General features: G+C 53.3%; 19 protein-coding genes and 3 pseudogenes. 12 read left to right on the forward strand and 10 right to left on the reverse strand.

Annotation, left to right across the window (positions count from 1 at the left end; translation table 11 throughout):
• Window positions 1–4: 4 nt before the first annotated feature.
• Complete coding sequence (locus tag JOE33_RS04460) at window positions 5–763, reverse strand: alpha/beta fold hydrolase (RefSeq protein WP_187626106.1); 759 nt, start codon at window positions 761–763, stop codon at window positions 5–7.
• Window positions 764–1,080: 317 nt separating this feature from the next.
• On the opposite strand from JOE33_RS04460, the gene JOE33_RS04465 reads away from it, so the two are divergent.
• Entirely contained in the window at window positions 1,081–1,617 is a 537-nt protein-coding gene (locus JOE33_RS04465) for an RNA polymerase factor sigma-70 (RefSeq protein WP_003319375.1), read from the forward strand.
• Between the two features lie 79 nt (window positions 1,618–1,696).
• Here the strand turns inward: JOE33_RS04465 and JOE33_RS04470 are convergent, their stop codons facing one another.
• Complete coding sequence (locus JOE33_RS04470) at window positions 1,697–2,221, reverse strand: SgcJ/EcaC family oxidoreductase (RefSeq protein ID WP_187626107.1); 525 nt, start codon at window positions 2,219–2,221, stop codon at window positions 1,697–1,699.
• A gap of 192 nt (window positions 2,222–2,413) precedes the next feature.
• Between JOE33_RS04470 and JOE33_RS04475 the strand changes: the two genes are divergently transcribed.
• From JOE33_RS04475 to JOE33_RS04490, 4 genes are read left to right on the forward strand one after another with little or no spacing between them, the layout of a single operon-like run.
• On the forward strand, window positions 2,414–3,598 hold the full coding sequence (locus tag JOE33_RS04475) for a sensor histidine kinase (RefSeq protein ID WP_187626108.1): 1,185 nt from the start codon (window positions 2,414–2,416) through the stop codon (window positions 3,596–3,598).
• Window positions 3,595–4,263 carry a response regulator transcription factor gene (locus JOE33_RS04480; protein WP_003371654.1) on the forward strand — a complete coding sequence of 223 codons (669 nt, stop codon included), beginning with the start codon at window positions 3,595–3,597 and terminating at the stop codon, window positions 4,261–4,263. Before JOE33_RS04475 ends, JOE33_RS04480 begins: the two co-directional genes overlap by 4 nt.
• Complete coding sequence (locus tag JOE33_RS04485; RefSeq protein ID WP_187626109.1) at window positions 4,260–6,599, forward strand: ATP-binding protein; 2,340 nt, start codon at window positions 4,260–4,262, stop codon at window positions 6,597–6,599. The genes JOE33_RS04480 and JOE33_RS04485 overlap by 4 nt, the downstream gene beginning before the upstream one ends.
• A complete protein-coding gene (locus tag JOE33_RS04490; protein ID WP_010426794.1) occupies window positions 6,596–7,060 on the forward strand; it encodes a response regulator in 465 nt (154 codons plus the stop codon). Before JOE33_RS04485 ends, JOE33_RS04490 begins: the two co-directional genes overlap by 4 nt.
• On the opposite strand, the gene JOE33_RS04495 is transcribed toward JOE33_RS04490, so the two are convergent.
• Window positions 7,061–7,492 carry a universal stress protein gene (locus tag JOE33_RS04495; protein WP_187626110.1) on the reverse strand — a complete coding sequence of 144 codons (432 nt, stop codon included), beginning with the start codon at window positions 7,490–7,492 and terminating at the stop codon, window positions 7,061–7,063. It abuts the gene before it with no gap.
• Between the two features lie 99 nt (window positions 7,493–7,591).
• On the reverse strand, window positions 7,592–8,611 hold the full coding sequence (dusA, locus tag JOE33_RS04500) for a tRNA dihydrouridine(20/20a) synthase DusA (RefSeq protein ID WP_096101162.1): 1,020 nt from the start codon (window positions 8,609–8,611) through the stop codon (window positions 7,592–7,594).
• 107 nt (window positions 8,612–8,718) lie between these two features.
• On the opposite strand from dusA, the pseudogene JOE33_RS04505 reads away from it, so the two are divergent.
• A pseudogene (locus tag JOE33_RS04505) lies at window positions 8,719–9,837 on the forward strand (tyrosine-type recombinase/integrase).
• 226 nt (window positions 9,838–10,063) lie between these two features.
• Here the strand turns inward: JOE33_RS04505 and JOE33_RS04510 are convergent.
• Window positions 10,064–10,268: pseudogene (locus JOE33_RS04510) on the reverse strand (DDE-type integrase/transposase/recombinase); the annotation flags it as partial.
• 170 nt (window positions 10,269–10,438) lie between these two features.
• On the opposite strand from JOE33_RS04510, the gene JOE33_RS04515 reads away from it, so the two are divergent.
• From JOE33_RS04515 to JOE33_RS04525, 3 genes are read left to right on the forward strand one after another with little or no spacing between them, the layout of a single operon-like run.
• Window positions 10,439–10,927, forward strand: a complete 489-nt coding sequence (locus tag JOE33_RS04515; protein ID WP_187626111.1) for a type VI secretion system tube protein Hcp — start codon at window positions 10,439–10,441, stop codon at window positions 10,925–10,927.
• Window positions 10,928–10,984: 57 nt separating this feature from the next.
• Entirely contained in the window at window positions 10,985–11,485 is a 501-nt protein-coding gene (locus tag JOE33_RS04520) for a type VI secretion system amidase effector protein Tae4 (RefSeq protein ID WP_103751151.1), read from the forward strand.
• Window positions 11,485–11,913 (forward strand): type VI secretion system amidase immunity protein Tai4, encoded by a 429-nt coding sequence (locus JOE33_RS04525; protein ID WP_187626112.1) that lies wholly within the window; start codon window positions 11,485–11,487, stop codon window positions 11,911–11,913. Before JOE33_RS04520 ends, JOE33_RS04525 begins: the two co-directional genes overlap by 1 nt.
• Window positions 11,914–12,505: 592 nt before the next feature.
• Here the strand turns inward: JOE33_RS04525 and JOE33_RS04530 are convergent.
• Window positions 12,506–12,661 (reverse strand): annotated as a pseudogene (locus tag JOE33_RS04530) (DNA adenine methylase); the annotation flags it as partial.
• A gap of 80 nt (window positions 12,662–12,741) precedes the next feature.
• Between JOE33_RS04530 and JOE33_RS04535 the strand changes: the two are divergent.
• A complete protein-coding gene (locus tag JOE33_RS04535; protein ID WP_240009420.1) occupies window positions 12,742–13,407 on the forward strand; it encodes a hypothetical protein in 666 nt (221 codons plus the stop codon).
• Window positions 13,404–13,673: a pyocin activator PrtN family protein gene (locus JOE33_RS04540; RefSeq protein ID WP_122429338.1), complete on the forward strand. Its 270-nt coding sequence runs from the start codon at window positions 13,404–13,406 to the stop codon at window positions 13,671–13,673. The genes JOE33_RS04535 and JOE33_RS04540 overlap by 4 nt, the downstream gene beginning before the upstream one ends.
• Window positions 13,674–13,867: 194 nt before the next feature.
• Here JOE33_RS04540 and JOE33_RS04545 read toward each other — a convergent pair whose 3' ends face one another.
• Window positions 13,868–16,696, reverse strand: a complete 2,829-nt coding sequence (locus tag JOE33_RS04545; protein WP_187626113.1) for an ATP-binding protein — start codon at window positions 16,694–16,696, stop codon at window positions 13,868–13,870.
• A 1,633-nt stretch (window positions 16,697–18,329) separates the two neighbouring features.
• Here JOE33_RS04545 and JOE33_RS04550 point away from each other — a divergent pair.
• A complete protein-coding gene (locus JOE33_RS04550) occupies window positions 18,330–19,145 on the forward strand; it encodes an isocitrate lyase/phosphoenolpyruvate mutase family protein (protein ID WP_122693725.1) in 816 nt (271 codons plus the stop codon).
• A gap of 82 nt (window positions 19,146–19,227) precedes the next feature.
• Here the strand turns inward: JOE33_RS04550 and JOE33_RS04555 are convergent, their stop codons facing one another.
• From JOE33_RS04555 to JOE33_RS04565, 3 genes are all read right to left on the reverse strand, one after another.
• Window positions 19,228–20,355, reverse strand: a complete 1,128-nt coding sequence (locus JOE33_RS04555) for a sensor histidine kinase (RefSeq protein ID WP_010426788.1) — start codon at window positions 20,353–20,355, stop codon at window positions 19,228–19,230.
• Between the two features lie 134 nt (window positions 20,356–20,489).
• Window positions 20,490–20,729, reverse strand: a complete 240-nt coding sequence (locus JOE33_RS04560) for a hypothetical protein (protein ID WP_010426787.1) — start codon at window positions 20,727–20,729, stop codon at window positions 20,490–20,492.
• A 78-nt stretch (window positions 20,730–20,807) separates the two neighbouring features.
• A complete protein-coding gene (locus tag JOE33_RS04565; protein ID WP_003407014.1) occupies window positions 20,808–21,251 on the reverse strand; it encodes a S24 family peptidase in 444 nt (147 codons plus the stop codon).
• Window positions 21,252–21,298 lie beyond the last annotated feature (47 nt).

The following is a 21,298-nucleotide window of genomic DNA, read 5'->3' on the forward strand; positions in this document are numbered from 1 at the left end:
AGGGTCAACCGGCGGCCCGGTTCATTTGCCGTGACGCGCTATTGCGCCAACGTGCCAGGTGCTGTTCGCAGTAGCGCCGCAGTAGACGAAGCAGCTGCGTTTGCTCGTCGACCAGGTAAAAGTGATGGCCCTCGAACATGTCCAGAGAGAAACCGGTGCAGGTCTCTTCCTGCCAGTCGAGCAGCTCCTCGACGCCGATGCTGTCCTGCTTGCCGCCAAAGACATGGATCGGCACGCTGAGCGGCTCGCGCCTGCCATACACAAAGCTGCCGCACAGCAGAAAATCGGCGCGCAGGATCGGCAGCATCAACTGCATGAGTTCCTGGTTGGCCATGACGTTTTCGCTGGTGCCTTTTAACGTGCGCAATCGGTCGAGCAGCTGCGCATCGGTCTTGGCGGCGGCGTATTCGCTGACGTCGCGGCGCACCGGGCCGGCAGTCGCCGACGCGAACAGCGCCAGCGGTACAGGCAGACCGCGCTCGCGCAGGGCGTGCGCCAGCTCAAAGGCCAGCAGCCCGCCCAGACTGTGGCCAAACAGCGCATAGGGCTTGTCCAGTTCGGCACTGATTTCATCGGCCAGATGATTGGCCAACTGCACGATGTCGGTCTGCAATGGCTCGTCCATGCGCATGCCTCGACCGGGAAGCTCCAGCGGGCGCACGTTCAGCCACTCCGGCAATTTGCGCCGCCAGGGGCTGTAGAACATCGCGCTGGCCCCGGAATAAGGCAGACAGAACAGCGTCAGGCTCACCGGCGTGCTCATATCGAAACCGTCCGGCTGTGGGCGCGGATGTAAAAGCGGCGATGCACGTGATCGGAACGCATGGGGTTCTCCTGAGGTATTCCCTGGCCGCAACCGTGGTCGGGCCTGTCACCAATGAGAACGGATGGCGTCTGCAAATAATTAGGCGGATGCACGCGGCGAGGACATGCACGACAAAAGCGCCCTTTTAAAGTGCGCTGATTGGCTTTCGCATTTGACAATAATTATCATTAAGGCTAATTTGTCGCCCCATGTGATGGTGCTGCCCCCTCCATGCGGCCCTCCCCCTCCATTGTTAAAGCAGCAAGGTGAATTCCATGACGGAACACGTAATCACAAGTAAGTGCGACTCACCCTTACTCCAGGCATTCGTCGATAACTACTTGCTGCTGGTCAAGATTGCGGCCCGCATCGTGGGTTGCCGCTCGCGCGCCGAAGACGTCGTGCAGGATGCCTTTTTCAGACTGCGCTCGGCACCGCAGGCCACACTGACCTTCAAGGCACAGCTCAGTTACCTGTTTCAGATCGTGCGCAACCTGGCCATCGATCATTACCGCAAGCAGGCGCTGGAACAGAAATACACCGGCCCCGAGGCCGAGGGGCTGAACGTGGTGATTCAGGGTGCCTCGCCGGAAATCTCGCACATCAATTTCTCCAGCCTGGAGAAAATTGCCGACGCCCTGACCGAGTTGCCGCCGCGTACCCGCTATGCGTTCGAGATGTACCGCCTGCACGGCGTGCCGCAAAAGGACATCGCCAAGGAACTGGGTGTGTCGCCGACGCTGGTCAACTTCATGATCCGCGATGCGCTGATTCATTGCCGCAAGGTCAATGGCGCCCAGGCCGAAGCCTGATAGCGAGCGGTCCTGGCAGACAAAAAAAATCCGGAGCACGTGCTCCGGATTTTTTGTTTTCAGCCTGGCCGACGACAGATCAGCGGCTGACCTGGTACTCGGGCTGCACTTCCGGCATCGCCGAGGAGTGGTGGTTGAGAATCTTCCACTCGTTGCCGACGCGGTGATAAAGAAACGAATAGCGTGCCTGTACCTTGGTCTTTTTACCGTCCGGAGCCGTCAACGTGAAGGTGTAGACACCGTTGTCCGCAGCGGCGTCCGGCCCCAGGCGACGAATCTCCCGGTAGTTGATCTCGCCAACCGGCTTGAGCGCCAGGAACTTATCGAAGTAATCCTTGATCTCTGCCGGAGTGGCACGCACCTTGTTGGAGACCGTAGGCTGCAGGACAGCGTCCGGCGTGTACAAAGATGCGACGGTAGTGGAGTTTCCGGTTTGCAGGGCCTTGTTCCAGCGATCAAACAGACCGGCGATTTCCTTGTCGTTCACATTGCTTGGCGTCTCGGCCACCATGCGGTAGGTATAGCCGGACGGCTCGGCAGCAGCTTGAACCATCGGTGCACTTACAACCAGCAACAGGGCCAGGGCGGTCAATTTCGTTTTCATCGCTACTCTCCTACGGGGATCTGTTCAGGGGTTCAGTGAGTGCCACTTTGCCCTCCCCGCCACGGCTCGCCATCGGCCAACCGGGGTTAACTGTGTATGCCAATCGGCAGATGGGCTTCACCTCCTGATACAGTTCTAATAGCCTGACTTCTGTTATGCCCGCGCGGGCATCAACCCTCGCTGGAGCACCCCATGCAAAGTCCTCCCCTTGATCCGGCAAGCGCACTGGCCATCCGCAACCAGTATCGCCAGTCGCAAAGCCGCGCCGCACGTCTTCGCCTGCTGGTGGATACCGGTCAGGAGCTGACCCATCTGCCACCTCAAGCCATGCGCCAGCGCGTACTGCAACGCGCGTGCGCATTCGTGGCGATGGACCATGGCCTGTTGCTGGAATGGAGTGCCGACAACAGTGTGCAGACCACCGCCAGTCATGGCAGTGCAGAACGCCTCGCTACGCTTGAAACCGCTGCCGACCCGCTGGCCATTGGCCCGCAATGGCTGGAGCGGCCCGATACCGCCCTGCCGTGCATGCTGCTGTTACCGTTGCGCGGCGCCGACGAAGGCTCTTTCGGCACCCTGCTGCTGGCCAACAGCGTGGGCATCAATGCGCCGGACAACGAGGACATCGAGTCACTGCAATTGCTGGCGACGTTGCTGGCGGCACATCTGGAAAACAATCGGCTGCTTGACGCGCTGGTGGTCAGAGAGCAGACCATGTCCGAACTGGTCCGCCAGCTGTTTACTGCTCAGGAAGACGAACGCAAACGCATGGCCTACGACCTGCATGATGGTCTGGCTCAAACACTGGCCGGTCTGCACCAGCGATTGCAGGGTTTTGCCGGTCGCTGTCCGGACCTGCCCGGGCCGCTGAACGCAGACCTGCAGGCCATTCTCAAGCTGGCACAGCACTGCGTGGGTGAAGGTCGACAACTGATCAGCGGCCTGCGGCCGAGCGTGCTGGACGATTTCGGACTGCTGCAGGCGGTCGACAAGGAGGCCGACAGGTTGCGCGAAGCCGGAGTCGCGGTGCACTGGCAGTCGCGCTCCATGACCCGCCTGCCCAGCCATCTGGAAATCGCCCTGTTCCGTATTGCCCAGGAAGGCATCAACAATGTGCTCAAACACGCCAGTGCAGGCCGCGTAGAATTGGCCCTGGAACTGAGTGAAGAGCACATTTCACTGCGGCTGGAAGACAACGGCAGTGGTTTCATCACACACACCCCGTTTAATGGCAAAGGCGTTCAGAAACTGGGCCTGGTGGCCATGCAGGAGCGCGCCAGCCTGCTCGGTGGCCGTCTGACCTGCGTCAGTCGGCCCGGGCACGGCACCCGACTGCGCGCCATCGTTCCTTTTACTGCAGACAAGGCAATGACATGACTGACACAGTGCGACTGGTTTTGGCGGACGATCATGAGGTGACGCGTACCGGGTTCGTCTCGCTGCTGGCGGGGCATCCGGAGTTCGAAGTGGTCGGTCAGGCAGCCGACGGCCAGCAAGCCATCGATCTGTGCCAGGAGCTGCAACCGGACATCGCCATCCTCGACATTCGTATGCCGGTGCTCAACGGGCTGGGCGCTGCACGGATTCTCCAGCAGCGCATGCCGGATCTGAAAGTGGTGATTTTCACCATGGACGACAGCACCGATCACCTGGAAGCCGCCATCAGCGCCGGTGCGGTGGGCTATCTGCTCAAGGATGCCAGCCGCGACGAAGTGATCGACGGCCTGCAACGCGTGGCGCGCGGTGAAGAAGCACTGAACAGCGCCGTCAGCGCACGCCTGCTGCGGCGCATGACCGAACGCAACACCAGTGGCGCAGCCCTGCCGGAAACCCTCACCCCGCGTGAACGCCAGGTACTCGGGCTGGTAGCGGGCGGCTTCAGCAATCGGGAAATAGGCGAAAAACTTGGCATTACCACCGGCACTGCCAAGGCCCACGTGGAGAAGGTTATCGGCAAACTCGGCGCCTCGGACCGCACGCAGGCTGCGGTACGCGGTGTGGCACTGGGACTGGTGAGTCAATCGACGAGCGACTGGCAATGACGGCACACGCCAGCAGTCGCTGGGAAGATCTTCCGCTACGCGGCAAGGCGCTGGTAGCCATTTCGCTGCCACTGGCGATTCTCATGTTCTCGCTGGTGCTGATCTATATCGCCGAGCGCCAGACGGCTCAGGCAGAGGAAGACGTACGGCGTGTGCTGCTCGTGCAAGGCGACATCCAGACCCTTCACACCCAGATCGCCGAAGGCGCGGCCAGCGTACGTGGCTACCTGCTGACCCACCGGGAAGACTTCCTGCCCGGCTATCTCAATGCGCAACCGCTCATCGGCGCGGCACTGACCCGGCTCAACACCAATGTGCGTGACGAGCAGATGCGCGAGCACCTGAAAGCCATCGAGCCGCTGATCAACACCAAGGTCGACGGCCTGGAAAAACTGCGTTCGATGAACAGGGAAGATCAGGAAACCGTCGCCCGCATCCTGATCGAAAACAAGTACGTGCTCGACCAGTTGCGCGAGCGCATTGGCATCATGCGAGAACGTGAAGACGCGCTGCTCGCCGAACGTACCGAGGCTGCGGCAGCCACCCGCGAGCGCCTGTTGCTGTCGACCCTGCTGGCAGCGGCGTGCGGAATCTTCGGTGCCATTCTTGCCGTGCTGATGCTGTCCAAGGGCATCGTCGCCAGGGTGCATCAGGTGCAACGCAACGCCCAGCGTCTGGCGCTCGGGCATCCGCTGCTGCCCCAGCCGCCTGAAAAGGACGAAATCGGCCAGCTCGGCACCCGGCTGGTCGAAGCCGGTCAGCTGCTCGCCGAACGCGAACGCGCACTGCGCGACAACGAAGAGCGTTTGCGGCTGATCATCGAAGGGGTCAAGGACTACGGCATCTTCGCGCTGGACCGCAACGGCTACATCACCACCTGGAACGCAGGTGCCGAGCGTATCAAGGGGTACACGGAACAGGAGATCATCGGTCAGCACTTTTCTGTGTTCTATCTGCAACAGGAGTGTCCGCAACACCCCGACATGGCGCTGCACGAGGCGACCGTCAACGGCCGCTATACCGAAGAAGGCTGGCGCCGCCGCAAGGATGGCAGCCGTTTCTGGGCCAGTGTGGTGATCACCGCGCAGTACGACAGCCATGACGAACTGCGCGGTTTCTCCAAGATTACCCGTGACATCAGTGATCGCCGCGTTGCCGAAATTGCCTTGGGGACTGCGCGCGAGGAAGCCGAACGCGCCAGCCGGGCCAAAAGTGAATTCCTGTCGCGCATGAGCCATGAACTGCGCACACCGCTGAACTCGATTCTGGGCTTTGCCCAGTTGCTGGACATGGATTCCCCCGCCAGCCAGCGCCCGCAAATCGGTCATATTCTGCGGGCGGGCCAGCATCTGCTGAAGCTGATCAATGAGGTGCTCGACATCGCCAGAATCGAAGCCGGGCATGTTTCCCTGGTCCTCGAACCCGTCTCCCTGTCGAGCGTGCTTGAGGAAGCCCTGGTGCTGGTCTCGCCGATGGCTGCCGACGCCAATATCGAATTGCAGCCCTTGCCGAACCTGCCTGACGAGATCGGCGTGGTCGCTGATCGTCAGCGCCTGATTCAGGTGTTGCTGAACCTGCTGTCCAACGCGATCAAATACAACCGGCCCGCTGGCCAGGTACGGATTGAAATCGAGCAGACTGCCGAGCAGGTCACGGTCAGCGTAGTGGACACCGGTTACGGAATTGCGCCGGAGCGTATCGGCCAGCTGTTCAAACCGTTCGAACGCCTGGACGCCAACCCGAGCGTCGAAGGGACCGGGCTGGGACTGGCGCTGAGCAAAAGCATGCTGGAGATGATGCATGGCACGCTGTCTGTACAGAACACGCCGGACGAGGGCTGCCGGTTCATACTGGCGCTGCCGCTTGTACGGGTGCAGCCGCCTGCCGCTGCAGTGCCCCGTCAAGCTGACACCCCCTTCGAGATAACGCCTGATGCCCGCTCCCCTGCCCGCCCGACCTATCATGGCAAGCTGCTGTGCATCGAAGACAACCTGTCGAGCATGGCCTTGATCGAAACGCTGCTGCAACGCAGACCTGGTATCCAGTTGCTGTCGAGCATGCAGGGCCAGTTGGGGCTGGACCTGGCACGCCAGCATGCGCCACAGCTGATTCTTCTCGACCTCAGCCTGCCGGACATCAAGGGGCTCGATGTGCTGCAACGTCTGCGAGGCCTGCCGGCTACCGCCCAGACGCCCGTGCTGATGATCACTGCCGACACCAGTGATAAAGCCCATCGCGAACTGAAACAGGCCGGAGCCACGGCCATTTTGATCAAACCCATCCAGGTGCCGGTGTTTCTTGCCCTCCTGGACCAGTATTTACCGGAGCCCACATGACCGGCGACTTTCGCATTCTGATCATTGATGACCAGCGGCCCAACCTTGATCTGATGGAGCAACTGCTTGCCCGCGAGGGACTGACCAATGTCCTGAGCAGCACCGAGCCGTTGCGCACGCTGGACCTGTTCAACAGCTTCGAGCCCGACCTCGTTGTGCTTGATCTGCACATGCCCGAATTCGATGGCTTCGCGGTACTGGAGCAGCTCAACCGGCGCATACCGGCCAATGACTACCTGCCGATCATGGTGCTGACCGCCGACGCGACACGCGATACCCGCCTGCGCGCGCTGGCACTGGGTGCACGGGATTTCATCAGCAAGCCGCTGGATGCCCTGGAAACCATGCTGCGCATCTGGAACCTGCTGGAGACCCGCGCGCTGTATAAATCGCTGCGCGAGCTGGTGCCTGCGGAACATATCGAACTGCTGCGCCAGCCGAGAACGCTGGCGCAGCAGTGATTATTTGATCAGCGTCACCGGCACCGATGCTTCGTGGATCACACGCGTGGCCACGGAGCCCAGCAGCAGGCCGCCAAAGTTGCCAAGCCCGCGGGTGCCCATGACCACCGCGTCGCAGCCGAGTCGCTGAACTTCGGCCTCGACCTGTTCGGCGACGTTGCCCAGATCGACGTGGGCATGAAACGGCACACCAGCAGCAGTCAACAACGCAACCGCATCATCCAGCACCCGCTTGCCTTCATTGGTCAGGCCGGCCTTGACGCCATCAATCATGTCGGGAGCCAAATAAAGGCTGTAATCAATGGGGCTGGCCTGCACGTTCAGCACATGCACTTCAAGCGGCTTGTTGAGGTCGCCAGACAGCTCGATGACATAGCCCAGGGCACGCATGGCGTGCTCGGAGCCGTCGAAAGGAACCAGAACTTTGTGCATGGGCGTTTTCCTTGTTGGGTTATGCGCTCAACATAACCGCAGCCCGACAACGCCGCTACTGGAATAAGCGGTTCCTTTGATTCAGCTCAGATCAACCAATCAATGCCCCTGAAGAAACGCCGCTGCCTGATCCAGCAACAGCATGGGGTTTTCGGCCTTGTGTATGTCGACCGACAGCAACTGCCGGAAGCGTCGAGCGCCGGGGAAACCCAGGCCGAGACCAAGCATATGCCGGGTCACGTGATGCATGTTGCCGCCGCTGGCAATGTGCGCCGCAATGTAGGGCCGCATCGACTCCAGCGCGTCATAACGGCTTATGACGGGCGCAGTGCTGCCGAACAACTGCTGGTCTACATGCGCCAGCAAATACGGATTGTGATAAGCCTCACGCCCCAGCATCACACCATCGAAGGTCTGCAAATGCTCGCTGCACTGCTCCAGCGTCTTGATGCCACCGTTGAGCACAATCTCCAGGTCGGGGAAGTCAGACTTCAACTGCGCGACCACGTCATAACGCAATGGCGGAATATCGCGGTTTTCCTTGGGAGACAGCCCTTCAAGAATCGCGATACGCGCATGAACCGTGAAACTTTGGCAACCCGCCTCCTGAACCTTGCCGACGAAATCACACAACTCGGCATAACTGTCACGACCATTGATACCGATCCGATGCTTGACCGTGACCGGAATACCGACCGCATCGCGCATCGCCTTCACGCAATCCGCCACCAGCTCAGGATGCGCCATCAGGCACGCACCGATCATGTTGTTCTGCACCCGGTCACTCGGGCAACCGACGTTCAGGTTGACCTCGTCATACCCCGCCTCTTCCGCCAGACGCGAACACGCGGCCAGATCCGCCGCTGTGCTGCCACCTAGCTGCAATGCCAGCGGATGCTCGGTCTCATCATGCCGCAGGAACCGCTCACGGTCGCCATGCAGCAAGGCGCCGGTGGTGACCATCTCGGTGTAAAGCAAGGCATGCTTTGAGAGCTTGCGCATGAAGTAGCGGCAGTGGTGGTCGGTCCAGTCCATCATCGGCGCAACGGAGAAGCGGCGGGATAGCGCTGGGGCTGGTTGGCCAATATTTACGGGGGTTTCTAGGCTTTCAGGTGTCATATTTATTAATCTTGAGTGCAGCTGTTTTTAGCCCGGCTTGTTCGTTTTGAGCAAGCGATTGCCACGATGTAGCAAATGATCTGTAAATGTAGCTATTCGAAACGGGCATGATGACAGCACGTAAACGCAGAGGTGAAACCACCGGCTTCACGGTGCAGATACGAGTTGTTTGGAATGGCGGGCAGTTTAACAGGAAAGACAGGCTTTCGAACGTAAGCAGGTTGTCCAAGCCTGGATCAAGAAACGTGAAGCAAAGCTAATTGCTCCGGGTGCGACCGAGCGTATAGACCGCAAACCGTAAGCATCAATCAGATAATCGACCGATACCTTGACGAGTACAATAAGGTTCGTCCGCTGGGCAAGACCAAACGCGTAACGCTTACTGACATCAGCGAGAGCTGGCTGTGAGCGGTAGCCGATTCAGCGTTAACCAGTCAGAAGCTGGTTGAGTATGCGCAGTGGAGAATGGGCAAGGAAGGCAGAGGTGTTCAGGCGCAAACTGTAAGCAATGATCTGTCGCATCCAGGAGCGGTGCTGTCCGTAGCAAAGCCAGCATGGGGTACGACGTCGCCCCTCACGCAATGTCCGATGTGCGAATCTTCCTGCGTAAACCAGGAATGGTCAGCAAGAGCAAAGAGCGTACTCGAAGACCTACGAAAGACGAGCTCGACGCTCTGTTTACCCATTTTTTTGAGATGCAGATACGTAAGCCGTGTTCGATCAATATGCCCAAAGTACTAGGATTCGCGATATTTTCCACACGTAGGCAGGAAGAAATCACCCGCATTCGCTGGGGAGATCTAGATGCAAAACGCCAAGCAGTCTTGGTGAGAGACATGAAAAATCCCGGGCAGAAGATCGGTAACGACGTCTGGTGCAACCTTCCTGACGAAGCCTGGGCGATTCTGCAAAGCATGCCTAAAAGGTGCGCAGAGATTTTCCCTTATAACTCAGACTCGATCTCTGCCGCATTCACACGAGCTTGTAAGTATCTCGAGCTAAAAGATTTGCGCTTTCATGACATGCGACATGACGGCATAAGCAGACTTTTCGAGATGGACTGGGACATCCCCAGAGTATCGAGTGTCTCGGGCCACCGTGACTGGAACTCGCTGCGCCGGTACACGCACCTGCAAGGACGTGGCGCCCCCTACCAGGGATGGGAATGGCTCAAGCGGATTGTGGAAGCAAAGGTTGACCTTGGCGCACGCACAAAAAAACACTAGTGCATCAATGACCTTAACTGCGATGCTCACTCAGGTCACTAAAAAACGAAGAAAACCCCTGATTTTCAAGATCTTTTTTCGTTCGCCGTAAAAGTGGCGCAATAAGTTCATACACAGCTGCCCCCGCACACCCCACGCGAGTTCTTTTCTCCCCTCTAATAAAAGAAAACCTCTAAAAAATCAAGCCGAGGTAGTCGAAAGACTAATAAACTAATAGCCTTGGTCTTGAGTGAATCATCACTTGCAGCTGTGGCCTTCGTCGCCGCATGACCATCAACATCGCGTCAACAGCAAGGCCGCTGCACGTCCTTGACTTCATTGACCAACCAATTACTCGGCATGAGAAGAGATCCAGTACCGCCAAGGTCGAACCATCCTTCATAGGTGTGGTTGTAAGTGATATCTGTCATCCAGACCTCGTTCGGCTCACTGGCCTTGCTGGGTAAGGAGCTACTCACATCTATGATTTTTTCACTGCTTGCCGGCACGTCGGGCAAGATGATAGATTGGTTAATGTGATAGCTGCTTTTATTTGCTAAAAGCAACCTATACACATTGAGGCGCTCTGACCTAATTTATTACTGGCAAAAGGAATTCTGCAATGGCATTTGACGCATATGTAAAAATCGAAGGTATTCCGGGTGAAGCATTAGACGACAAGTACAAAGACTGTATAGAGATAACTGGATACGGCTTTGGGATGCACCAAAGCGCTTCAGTTACTGCCAGTTCTGCTGGAGGTGCACCCTCAGGACGGGCTTCTCTAAGTGATTTCACATTTACAAAATCTTTAGATAAGGCTAGCTGCAAGATAATTGAAGCCGTATGCGCAGGAAAACACTTTAACCAAGTCGTTCTGACATTGCATCGAGCAGGAGGTGACAAGCTTAAATATTTTGAAATCACATTGGAAGAAGTAATTATTTCTAACTACTCGCAGAATGTTAACAATGGTGTTCCGAGTGAAACTATAAGCCTGAACTACGGAAGAATAAAAACCACTTATACCCAGCAAAGCCGTACCGATGGTAGTGGAGCAGGTAACGTCTCAGGTGGATGGGATCGCATTGGCAACAAGATCTACTCTTGACGCCAATATTTTTAATATATACATCTCATCGGCAGATTATAATATTAAGGATGAATAATGGCTAGGCCTTTCTTTGCAGCCGCATGGGCTGCGTCTCAACAAATATACGATCCGGTCACCCCTGAACAAAGGGTTGCGACATTGATAGGGGGATATGTTGAAAAAAACATTAACAGTTCAGAGCCTTCCCTGAAATGGACTAACACTTGCGCTGTGCGCATGAGCTACATTTTAAATCATGCCGGGGTTATTATTCCAAAAATCCCAGGGCAGACTGTATCCGGTGGAGATCAGCGGCAATATTTTTTTCGGGTAAAAAACTTGATCACCTTTTTGGAGACTAAGTGGGGCAAGCCGGACGTAGTCAAATATCCTCCTTCTGGCGGCGGCGCACTAGTAGGAAAAAAAGGCGTTATACTTTTTGAGGTTTCAGGCTGGTATGATGCGCTAGGTCATGCGACTTTGTTTGATGGCAACACTTGCTACGATCACTGCTATTTCAATGAGCCCGGTGTTAACTACCATACAGATCAAGCAAATTTTTGGAGCTTAAGTTGATGAAACGTTTTCTGGGCTTCTTACCATTCATACTTACAGCGTCTCCAGCCTTCGCAACTGATCAACCCTCCTATCCGCAGAGTATTGAGCAAAGCTACGGACAAAACTACAAGGATATGGTGCTCGCGACTTGTGTGGCCAACGCCTATAAGGGTGACAAGAACGCAGCGACGGATGCCGGCAGTAGTGTTAACGCGTTGCGTGATTGGACGTATTATGACTTAGAAAAAAGTCCGGACGAAGTCAAAACCTTGGTAAACAGTTATCTGGGCAGGAATTATAAAAACCCATTAGTTGAAGCTGAGATTAAAGGTGTCAGGTTCGACTTTCTAAAATGCCTGGATCTGTATCACAGTAAAGAACTAGACTCCCTCGCAAGGAAATTAGTGATCAACCCCAATCACACATACAAGCAAGATAACCCGTAACTTGTGCTTCAATCAAACTGTTAAAGGTTGGTGCTATGGCATTCTAGCGTCATAGCCCAAGCCTTAATGCCAACCAGCTAAGATTTCAACGGGTAAATTTACACTTTAGCGTACTATTTCCGAAGCACTTACTTTTTGCATTGGGCATGGAATATTTAACTTACTCGTCGAAACTTTATTAAAAACTCCCTCTCCCTTGTCGCTCCAAAGTTATTCATCCGGGGCTGAACACTGCGTAACGCCATGAGCGTTGTAATGCAGAGCTCCAGTTACCTAACTGATGCAAAACTGCCCTGAGCAGGTAAACCTTGATATTTTAAAAGAGCGTTCAATTTTGTTCATTCATGAACTGGAGGTCGGCGTGAAACGAATATGAAAGCAAGGATATTTAGGTAGCTTCGATCTCAATGCCCTCCAGCATGCCTGCAATCTGTGCGTTGAAGTCGAGTTCTGCCCTCAGGCCTTCCTCTACTGGTCAGTTTTCGATCAGCGGCAACAATCAGCCCTGCTCGAATAGGTATAAATTTTAAAATTATTTATCATCACGGTTCTATCTTGGCGCACCGGTCGTTGCCGATTTTGAAACCAGACATTAGAACAAACCACCAAGCTCGGCAGGTTCCCAATTCATGATGACCAGCTCACCGCTGAAATCAGCCTTCCCCTTTCTCTGGTTTGCCGTGCTGTAGCGAATGTCGACCGTTTCAAAATGGAAGCTTTCAAACACGCGGCGTATGTCAGGGTGGTCACCCTCGGGAACTGACATTCGCCTATAACGCGATGCTCAGCAAAATTCCAACCAGACGGGTTCAGAGTAGGCCCAGTAACATGGCAACGCCCAACAAAGCGATGGCTAAAGAGCGCCCCATACTATTCAACGGGCCGATGACGCACGCATTACTGGCAGGCCAGAAGACAGTAACGCGCCGGTTGGTGGAAACGCCTCCCCTTACTCCACACACAGAGCTTGCCGAGGGACGTGGAGCGCGAACGGAAGGTGTACACACGGCTGATTGCCCTTACGGCCAGCCAGGTGACCGGCTTTGGGTACACGAGGCATGGATACCCTGCCCCGACGCCGGACATGAGTCCTGGAGCAACCACACCTTTAGTTACTCGGCGTGGGTGAGAACAGGCAAAAAAATCTGCGACGTTCCAGCAGCCCTTCGCAAACCGAGGCACTGCATCTACCGGATAGATGTAGCTGGTGACTCCTATGGTTTTAAATGGCGTCCCAGCATCCACATACCGCGCTGGGCGTGCCGCATTCTGTTGGAAATTACAGATGTACGCACCGAAAAGCTGCAAGACATCACACCGGAACAAGCCATTGCCGAGGGTGTATTGAGCTGCCGTGACTATCTGGACCCAGATGGCATAGGTTACTCGGAAGAGGAACTGTTCTCGATCCTATGGGTATCGCTCAATGGCCATGAGAACTGGCACGCCAATCCGTTGGTTTGGGTGGTTGAATTCCAACAGGTGAAGCTATGAATACTCTATTTCTGCTGATGGCCCAGTATGACGGGCGAGCCGTGATTCCCATAGACCGTGTATGCGCCGATTACATGCACTTAACAGTGGAAAAATTCAAACGTAAAAGGCTTGACGGCGAGATAGATATCCCCGTTGTACGACTTGGAGCTGACAGCCAAAAAGCGGCTCTCGGCATCCACATACAGGACTTGGCTGATTACATTGATCGACAGCGAGAAAAAGCTGCGAAGGAGCAAAATCAGCTTATGGGTCGAGCCGCATGAGCTCACGTGGCTCGTCGAAATGTAGAGCCACTCGCAGCATAATTGCCATGCACTGACTCACTTTAAGCCGTTCAGTCGTGGTAAATCACAAGTGCGAACAATAAGAGATGTACACGCTTGAACTAGGCTGCGAACCTATATGGTTAGCAGCCTAGTCGACAAGACCAAGTTCACATTGTAACGCACAAAACTACTCAGTTCACGTAGGCGTGTATCTCCTCAACAAGGTGAGAATACAGCTTTGTGATTTCCTCAGCGGTGACATCTTTTCTAACCCGATTCTTGTACACCCAACCCACTAAATTATCGCTGACATCAACTGTGTATGAAGAATCTTGAGCAAGGATATAAGGTAGCACAAGTTGTTCGACACACTCGGACTCATGAGATATATGCCTTGCCCATTGTATTTCACCCGAAACAGCCAACCTTCGGTAACGGCCCCATGCGGGGAAAATCATTCTACGACCAATGGTTAAGTTATCACGCTGACCTTTCAGGGCTTTAAGCATTATTTCTTTGCTGAGCGGAATGGTATCTTCGATACTGAAGCTGCACGTATGGTTATGAGATCCCTCGCCCTCCTGTTCCTGCCAAAACAGGCCATCCCTAGTCGCCAAAAGCTTTATCAGGCTGAGGGTTGATTCGGGTGAACCGGCTGAAAGCACGGCCAAATTGCTCTGAGCTAAGACATTCTCCTCCTTAAAGGCATTGATCCCACTCCTATTACGCACTTGAAAATTAACGAGACTACCGGTTTTAATTTTTTGCAGCAATTCCTTCATCTTTATAGGCTCTAATCCATCGATGTGAACTTCATAATCACCCAGATCTTTCAAATAGGGTGTAATGTCAACATCTCTAACACTGCGCATATAATAATATGCGGCTGCGTAGGGGCGCTGAGAGACTTCCAACTTTGAAAAATTAACCTCTATGAAATTAAGCAACGCCTTATTTACAATTTCTGCGGCCTCTGATTTGACATGAGGAAGAATTTTTTCCCTGTTATAAGTCAAGAAATCCATCGCCTCAAATCCGTAAAAATCTATAACACAGGACAACAACGGAGTATACAAACCGAGTCCAGAAAAGGCTTGACCGCGAAAAAACGTTCGACTTTCAGAGCTACGACCTAATCCAAACTCAACATGCGAAAGACAAATATTTCGCTCACTATCAAAGAACATTTCGTACCTAGACATGTCCAATGCATGTTGTACAGATGATACTTTTATAGGACTTCCCGCATTAAACTCCTTAATCGATGCGAATATCTGAATTTGCTCATAGCCTTTAAGGTCAGATCCCGGCTCTGTGAAATCATAGCTACTCAGATTATCCATTAGAACACTTCGGTCGCGTCCCCATGGTATGCTCATGGTTGCAGGGAAACCATCGATGGTCAGGTCGACTGAGACGGTAGCACCGTAATCCACGCTATGACTGTCAATACTTTCGATAACAACCGAACTCCCTAAGCCCAAATTGAACTGCAGTTTGTAAGCCTGATCGCTACTTCTGCTCTTAGTTATTATAGTAAAACGATCAGACAAAAGACTTATACTTTGCAGTCCGATGCCGAAGTTTCCAGAGGGTCGAAACCACTTAGGCATAGCTCTGATAACTCTGGAGCGCTCGCTCGTCTTTGTAGAGTTACCAACAGTCAACATACGCTTTAAGTCATCCCAACTGATCCCCATTCCACTATCTTTTACCGTCAGCGTGAAACGTTCCGCATCATCACTACTAACATTAAAATCAACAACTATTGCCTTCTCGTCGTACAAACTATTTAACTCTGGCGACCCGGGATTCAACCCTAAAATCTTATTCTTTGACTGACTCCAGATAGCAATAATGGAGGAATCAACAGCATTCTGTAGTATTTCCCTGATACTATCCACCTTAGAAGTATAAAGGCCAGTACCTCTTAGCAATTTAAAAATCGCAGTCTGATCCAAGTCAAAATTTGGTGTCTTACCCTCATTAATTATGAGGTACGGCGCCCTTAACGTCACTTTAGGGGGAGATAAAATCGGAAGACGTCCTAGCTTCTTGTTAGGTACGATTTTCGGCCAATGTTGAGACTGACTATGATATTCCTTCTCCAACCATGTAAACCACTCATGCGCAACTTCATATGATTCAGGTGAGGGGCACTCAACCTCGATTTTTATTCGTTCGGAGTCTAATCTGAAATTCTTTATGCCCTGATGCTTTTCTAAATGCGCATGGCTTATTCCAGGCAATTTCGCTCCACACATTTTAACCATTACCGGGCAGAATCTGTTGTCATCTATATCTAGCAAGTCAGCCATGCGCAAGAGAAATGCTACGTATCTTGGGTGACAATCTTCTGTCGCCATTCCTGCTTCAGAAAAGGGCAGACGCATAACTTCTGAAAAAGGGGATCCATGCGCATCACAAATTGCAGCGAGTGCACCGAACAGACGTTTTGGAAGTAACTCATTGCGAGGAGATGAAAGACCAATTTCATCGAAAGGATTGCGTATAATTTTCGCTGCGTTTTGAGGATGCTTTTTTCTATACCACTCAGCAAGAAGTTGCTTATGTTGCTCCATAAACTCTTGAGAGTTGGCACCTATGGGTAAAGTTGCATCACCTTTTATCCATTTAGCTGCAAAAACGCTAAGCTCATGTTCAGGCTGTGCAGCAATATCTCCTAGATATAACGAAAACTCAGGCGTGTCTAAATCTTGCATCTGCTTGTGCGTGACCACCATTCCAATGTCATGACAATAAGCCGACTCCAATATCAGCCAAATATCCGTAGCCGTTAGATTATATATTCTCTCCCCAAGCATTCTTTCAATATTTACAATTATCTGCCTAGAGTGAGACGCATCATGCCGACTATAGTGAGGAAAAATAGTACTTATATTTTGGAGCGCTTTGGAAATTAACTCCTTGTCAAATCTCCATTGAGATTGCAGCAACTTAAGATGCTCATGTTTATCGCAAAGCTCTTCAAAAACCTTCTCCAAACTGATTACACGCATACCACCACTCCATTGATTAAACGCATCTTCATACTAGCACAGATTAGAAATAGCAAAAGCCTTAAAAAGACCAAACGGTGCACAAACATACAGAAAACTAAGCTTTCAAATATTTAAATGCACTTTAAAGACAACAAGAGATTCACTCACACAACCCAGCTTTCTGAATATGAGCTTAGTCCGAATTCGTTTTAACCTAAAGTCATCTTTACATATCCACCCAATCCTAAAGAGCTAGCTAGCTTTTGAACCTCTCTTTAAAAAGCCAACCTGCATCTGGTACAAGACATGAAAGCATTAGGAACCTAATAAATTATTCGCAACAATCTTCTATCACGGTCACAGCAGAAAAAGGCCAAACATCACAAGATACACGCATACTTAATCAAGTCTGTCAAAGCACCAACCGTGCGGTGCAGCTTGGACCATTTCAAATAACTTACTCAAGCTAATCTTTGACTTCACCGAAAAATTTATGTCTAGGCAGTGCCGCATAATATTAAAAGGTAGCTTAGGTCGCTGGGGATATCTCCGGCAAACTTACCATTACATCATCACAAATTTATTTCGGGATTGATATTTTTAATCATGCCCCCATCGGATTCTTCAGAAGTGACCTCACGGCTACCAAACCCAATGCTATGGTCCGCATGGTATACGAAAGCAGTGATAACCAGTCCTCCAAGCCGATAGAGAGATTACGCTATTGAACGCATCACAAACACGCTCAACGTTTACGGCAAAAACCACATCAAGTTGGGTCAGCTGAGTGCAGAAGAAACGTTATAGTCGGGCGATACGATCATATTCAAGATCGTGGCTCGTCGCGTGTATTCGATCCACGGGTAATACCTAGGCAGATTGACGCATTGCATCGCGGCTACAGACAGGGGTGAACTGATCTTTACAATTGCAGATTCTGGTGGAACTGGGCAGACGCCCTACCCTGTTGTCAGGCGCGCAGATAAAGGTAAGAGCAGGTAAACCAGCAGTTCATTAGATCAGAAGCTTCACGAGCCTCAAAAACTGTCTCTCTTACTTGTGTCAGATTTACTACATCACACATACACATAAGCCATAAGTCCCGTAAATAAAGGAAATTACCAGACTATCCGTCCAATCCATCATCGGCGCAACGGAGAAGCGGCGGGACAGCGCTGGGGCTGGTTGGCCAATATTTAAGGGGGTTTCTAGGCTTTCAGGTGTCATGTTTATTAATCTTGAGTGCAGCTGTTTTTAGCCCGGCTTGTTCGTTTTGAGCAAGCGATTGCCACGATGTAGCAAATGATCTGTAAATGTAGCTATTCGAAACGGGCATGGTGACAGCACGTAAACGCAGAGGTGAAACCACCGGCTTCACGGTGCAGATACGAGTTGTTTGGAATGGCGGGCAGTTTAACAGGAAAGGCAGGCTTTCGAGAGTTGGACCTACGCCTGGTATGACTGAGCAGTGTTCAAGTCCTTGGCAATGCCACGGAGCATCTGATCGTCATGGCAATTACGCTCGTTAATTTCCAGAGGCTTGCCAAGCGTTTACATCGCAAGTACGACATTGCCAGATGGCAAGCCCTTCACTTGTTTTTAATTCTGCTATTTATAAAGAGGACTATGCTTGCCCTTTCAGGGAGGCGCCATGAGCACCAGCCAGGTATTCAGAAAGTTACATGAACGCGATGAGTTATTCGTCATGCCCAATGCATGGTGTGAGGGAAGCGCGCGCCTCATTCAGCAGTTGGGTTATGCCAGCCTCGGCACCACCAGCGCGGGGATTGCCTATGCACAGGGCTACCGAGATTCGTCTCCCACGATGGACACTGAAGATCGCTTTGCGGCGATTGATCGCATCGTTCGGGCGGTGGACATACCCGTGACGGCAGATCTGGAGAATGGTCTGGCGAAAACGCTGGTGAAGGTTGAGGAGCATTTCAGAAGAACCCTGGCCATAGGCTGCGCCGGTGCCTCCATTGAGGATATATCCGACTATCATGACCCGAACACCCCGCTGTATTTCTCCATCGAAGAAGCGTGCGATCGGGTGCGTGCTGCCAGTGAGGCCGTCCATGCGCTCAATGCCGACTTCATCGTCACCGCCAGGACAGACTATCTGCTTGGAGAGCACGAGTATTCGTTGACCGAGGTTATTAAACGGCTGGTCGCGTTTGAAGAAGCAGGAGCAGATTGTCTGTTCGCACCCGGCGTGAAATCGATCGAGGATCTTGAGGCGATTCAGAGAGCGCTCAGCAAACCTCTCAACGTCCTGCCTGTTTTCGGTATGACGATTGACAGACTCAGGGCAATCGGCGTTCGCCGGATCAGCCTGGGCAGCTCACTGTTTCGTAACGCCTACCGGCAGATTTCAACTGTTTTACTTGGTCTGGAAGAACCAGCGGGACTGGATTTTCTACAATCGGGGCTGAGTCTGAATCAGCTCGATGACGTGATGCGTTAGCCAGGATCGAGTGTGTGCACGGCGCATACATGTAAGTATCCGATAGAGACCGAAATCCCGTTTCTATCGCCGCTAAGTAACCTCACTCCGCACTCAACGGAATAATCACCGCAAACGTAGTCCCCAGCTTCACTTTCGACGTCACCTCGATACGCCCGCCGTGCGCATCGACAATCCTGTCGACGATGAACAGACCCAGCCCCAGGCTTGAATAAGGTCCGTTGTCGGTCATCTTTTCGGGTGAGTAGCGGTCCATCGGGTTGAAGATGAACGGGAGTACGTCTTCGGGAATCGGGCTGCCGGTGTTGTGGACGGTAAAGCGGAGCTCGCTCTCCGAGACCGCCAGCGTCACTTCGACGGGATCGCAGCTATTGCCATGCTGGATGGCATTGCCGATGAGGTTCGAGAAGACCTGTTCGAGGCGATCGCCATCAAAGTTGCCAATTACCGGATCATCTGAGGTCAGGCGAATGTCTGCTTCCGGGTGGACCGTACTCGACTCTTCAACGATGCGGGCACAGATGGGTTGCATATCTACTTCGGTCTTTTTCAGCGGGATGCCAGGACCGATCTGCGAACGTGTGAAGTCGAGCAAGTCGCCAACGATCTGGTTGGCGCGCTTCACGCTGGAATAGATCCTCGAGGCGACCTTGGTGGGCCGCGCGCCCAGATCATGGGTGCGCAACAGCACGTCGGCACCCAGCAATATCGCGCTTAGCGGGGTGCGCAAGTCGTGCCCGAGGATGCCCAGAAAGATATTGCGTGACGCCTGAACCGCGCCTGTGTAGCTGGTGATGGACTCGGCGAGGGCCTGATCTATGGCTTCATTGAAGCGGATCATATCTTCGATCTGCTGCTGAGTATCCAGCGCCTCTTGCGACATCCACTGCTTGATCACACTTGCCCGTAATGCCCGAAACTCCGAGACCACCTGGTCAATGGTGAAGCCAGACATCAATCGGGTGATCGCGTGGATTTTCGCCGCCGTATCTTCATGCGACACGGCGTGGCCTTGCGATTTGTCGACCTGCTGCTGCAGCGATTGATCCGTTTGCAGATCAGTAGCGATAGCCCGCAGCATTTGCTCGACATGATCTCTCAGCTCTGTGGTATCCAGAGGCTCGCCGAGGGTGGACAGGGTGCGCGCGAAATCGGTCCACTCGCGCACGATAGGTTCGATGTTCTCGAGGATGAAGCCTGATAAACGCATTGCCATTCAAACCTGAACATGAACCCCGCAGATTGCGGATTCGTAGGGTAAGCCAATGCATCCGTCCCTATCCAGCGGACAGATAACGTCTGGAGTGAAATTCACGCAGGCAGGGCGATAACGGGATACCGAATCTAATCGGCAAGTGCCTGTAAACGAGCCTGAACTGCGTCGTCGAATATGATGTAAAGCGCTTCGGCATCGGCTGGACGCAGCTTTCTGCTGGTCTCCAGACCATGAATATATTCGATCTGCAACGCCGCTTCGGCTTCCACGTCGACGCGGGTGCTGGTTGCGTCGAGCGCCCTTACCAGGTCACTGATTTCTCCCTGTACAGGCTTGGGGAGCCGTAACTGGTCAAGTCGTTCTTGCATGCGCTCGGTATTCCGCTAAAAGCCATAGAGTGGGAAGCAGATCACGCAGCGGCGTGCAATGCAAGGACATGCGGCTGTTCATCGATGAGCTGATGATGCAGCGCGGCCCTCCAGCAGGTTTTTCAGGCTGTAGGTCACCACACCCAGGATGATCAGGTCATCGTTGTCGGTGACATGCAGTGGCGGGTAATCCGGGTTTTGCGACTCCAGAATCACCACGTCGCCACGCATGTGCAAACGCCGGCAGATCTGCCGTGCATTGAGCGAGGCAACGACGATGTCACCGTGCTCGGCGTACTGGCTGCGGTCGACCACCAGCATGTCCCCGCTGCACATGCCGCCCCCTTGCATACCTTGGTCTTCGATCCTGGCCAGGTAGGCGTGCGGCTCCCGGACCTCGCAAAGCTCGGCAATGGAAACATGCTTCTCGACCACTGGCGATCTGGAGCCCACGGACGACAGCGATATGAACGGAAGCTTAATGCCCCCTGCCGACAACGGGCCAAGGAAGGTAACACTCATGAGACGAGCCTTTTCTGATTAACTGTACACATATACAGTTAATCGTT

It is taken from the genome of Pseudomonas sp. PvP027 (assembly GCF_017833005.1).
GTDB lineage: Bacteria > Pseudomonadota > Gammaproteobacteria > Pseudomonadales > Pseudomonadaceae > Aquipseudomonas > Aquipseudomonas congelans.

Coding starts and splice junctions, on each gene's coding strand:
- JOE33_RS04460 (WP_187626106.1), bottom strand. CDS start 763: ATGAGCACGCCGGTGAGCCTGACGCTGTTCTGTCTGCCTTATTCCGGG.
- JOE33_RS04465 (WP_003319375.1), top strand. CDS start 1,081: ATGACGGAACACGTAATCACAAGTAAGTGCGACTCACCCTTACTCCAG.
- JOE33_RS04470 (WP_187626107.1), bottom strand. CDS start 2,221: ATGAAAACGAAATTGACCGCCCTGGCCCTGTTGCTGGTTGTAAGTGCA.
- JOE33_RS04475 (WP_187626108.1), top strand. CDS start 2,414: ATGCAAAGTCCTCCCCTTGATCCGGCAAGCGCACTGGCCATCCGCAAC.
- JOE33_RS04480 (WP_003371654.1), top strand. CDS start 3,595: ATGACTGACACAGTGCGACTGGTTTTGGCGGACGATCATGAGGTGACG.
- JOE33_RS04485 (WP_187626109.1), top strand. CDS start 4,260: ATGACGGCACACGCCAGCAGTCGCTGGGAAGATCTTCCGCTACGCGGC.
- JOE33_RS04490 (WP_010426794.1), top strand. CDS start 6,596: ATGACCGGCGACTTTCGCATTCTGATCATTGATGACCAGCGGCCCAAC.
- JOE33_RS04495 (WP_187626110.1), bottom strand. CDS start 7,492: ATGCACAAAGTTCTGGTTCCTTTCGACGGCTCCGAGCACGCCATGCGT.
- dusA (WP_096101162.1), bottom strand. CDS start 8,611: ATGACACCTGAAAGCCTAGAAACCCCCGTAAATATTGGCCAACCAGCC.
- JOE33_RS04515 (WP_187626111.1), top strand. CDS start 10,439: ATGGCATTTGACGCATATGTAAAAATCGAAGGTATTCCGGGTGAAGCA.
- JOE33_RS04520 (WP_103751151.1), top strand. CDS start 10,985: ATGGCTAGGCCTTTCTTTGCAGCCGCATGGGCTGCGTCTCAACAAATA.
- JOE33_RS04525 (WP_187626112.1), top strand. CDS start 11,485: ATGAAACGTTTTCTGGGCTTCTTACCATTCATACTTACAGCGTCTCCA.
- JOE33_RS04535 (WP_240009420.1), top strand. CDS start 12,742: ATGGCAACGCCCAACAAAGCGATGGCTAAAGAGCGCCCCATACTATTC.
- JOE33_RS04540 (WP_122429338.1), top strand. CDS start 13,404: ATGAATACTCTATTTCTGCTGATGGCCCAGTATGACGGGCGAGCCGTG.
- JOE33_RS04545 (WP_187626113.1), bottom strand. CDS start 16,696: ATGCGTGTAATCAGTTTGGAGAAGGTTTTTGAAGAGCTTTGCGATAAA.
- JOE33_RS04550 (WP_122693725.1), top strand. CDS start 18,330: ATGAGCACCAGCCAGGTATTCAGAAAGTTACATGAACGCGATGAGTTA.
- JOE33_RS04555 (WP_010426788.1), bottom strand. CDS start 20,355: ATGCGTTTATCAGGCTTCATCCTCGAGAACATCGAACCTATCGTGCGC.
- JOE33_RS04560 (WP_010426787.1), bottom strand. CDS start 20,729: ATGCAAGAACGACTTGACCAGTTACGGCTCCCCAAGCCTGTACAGGGA.
- JOE33_RS04565 (WP_003407014.1), bottom strand. CDS start 21,251: ATGAGTGTTACCTTCCTTGGCCCGTTGTCGGCAGGGGGCATTAAGCTT.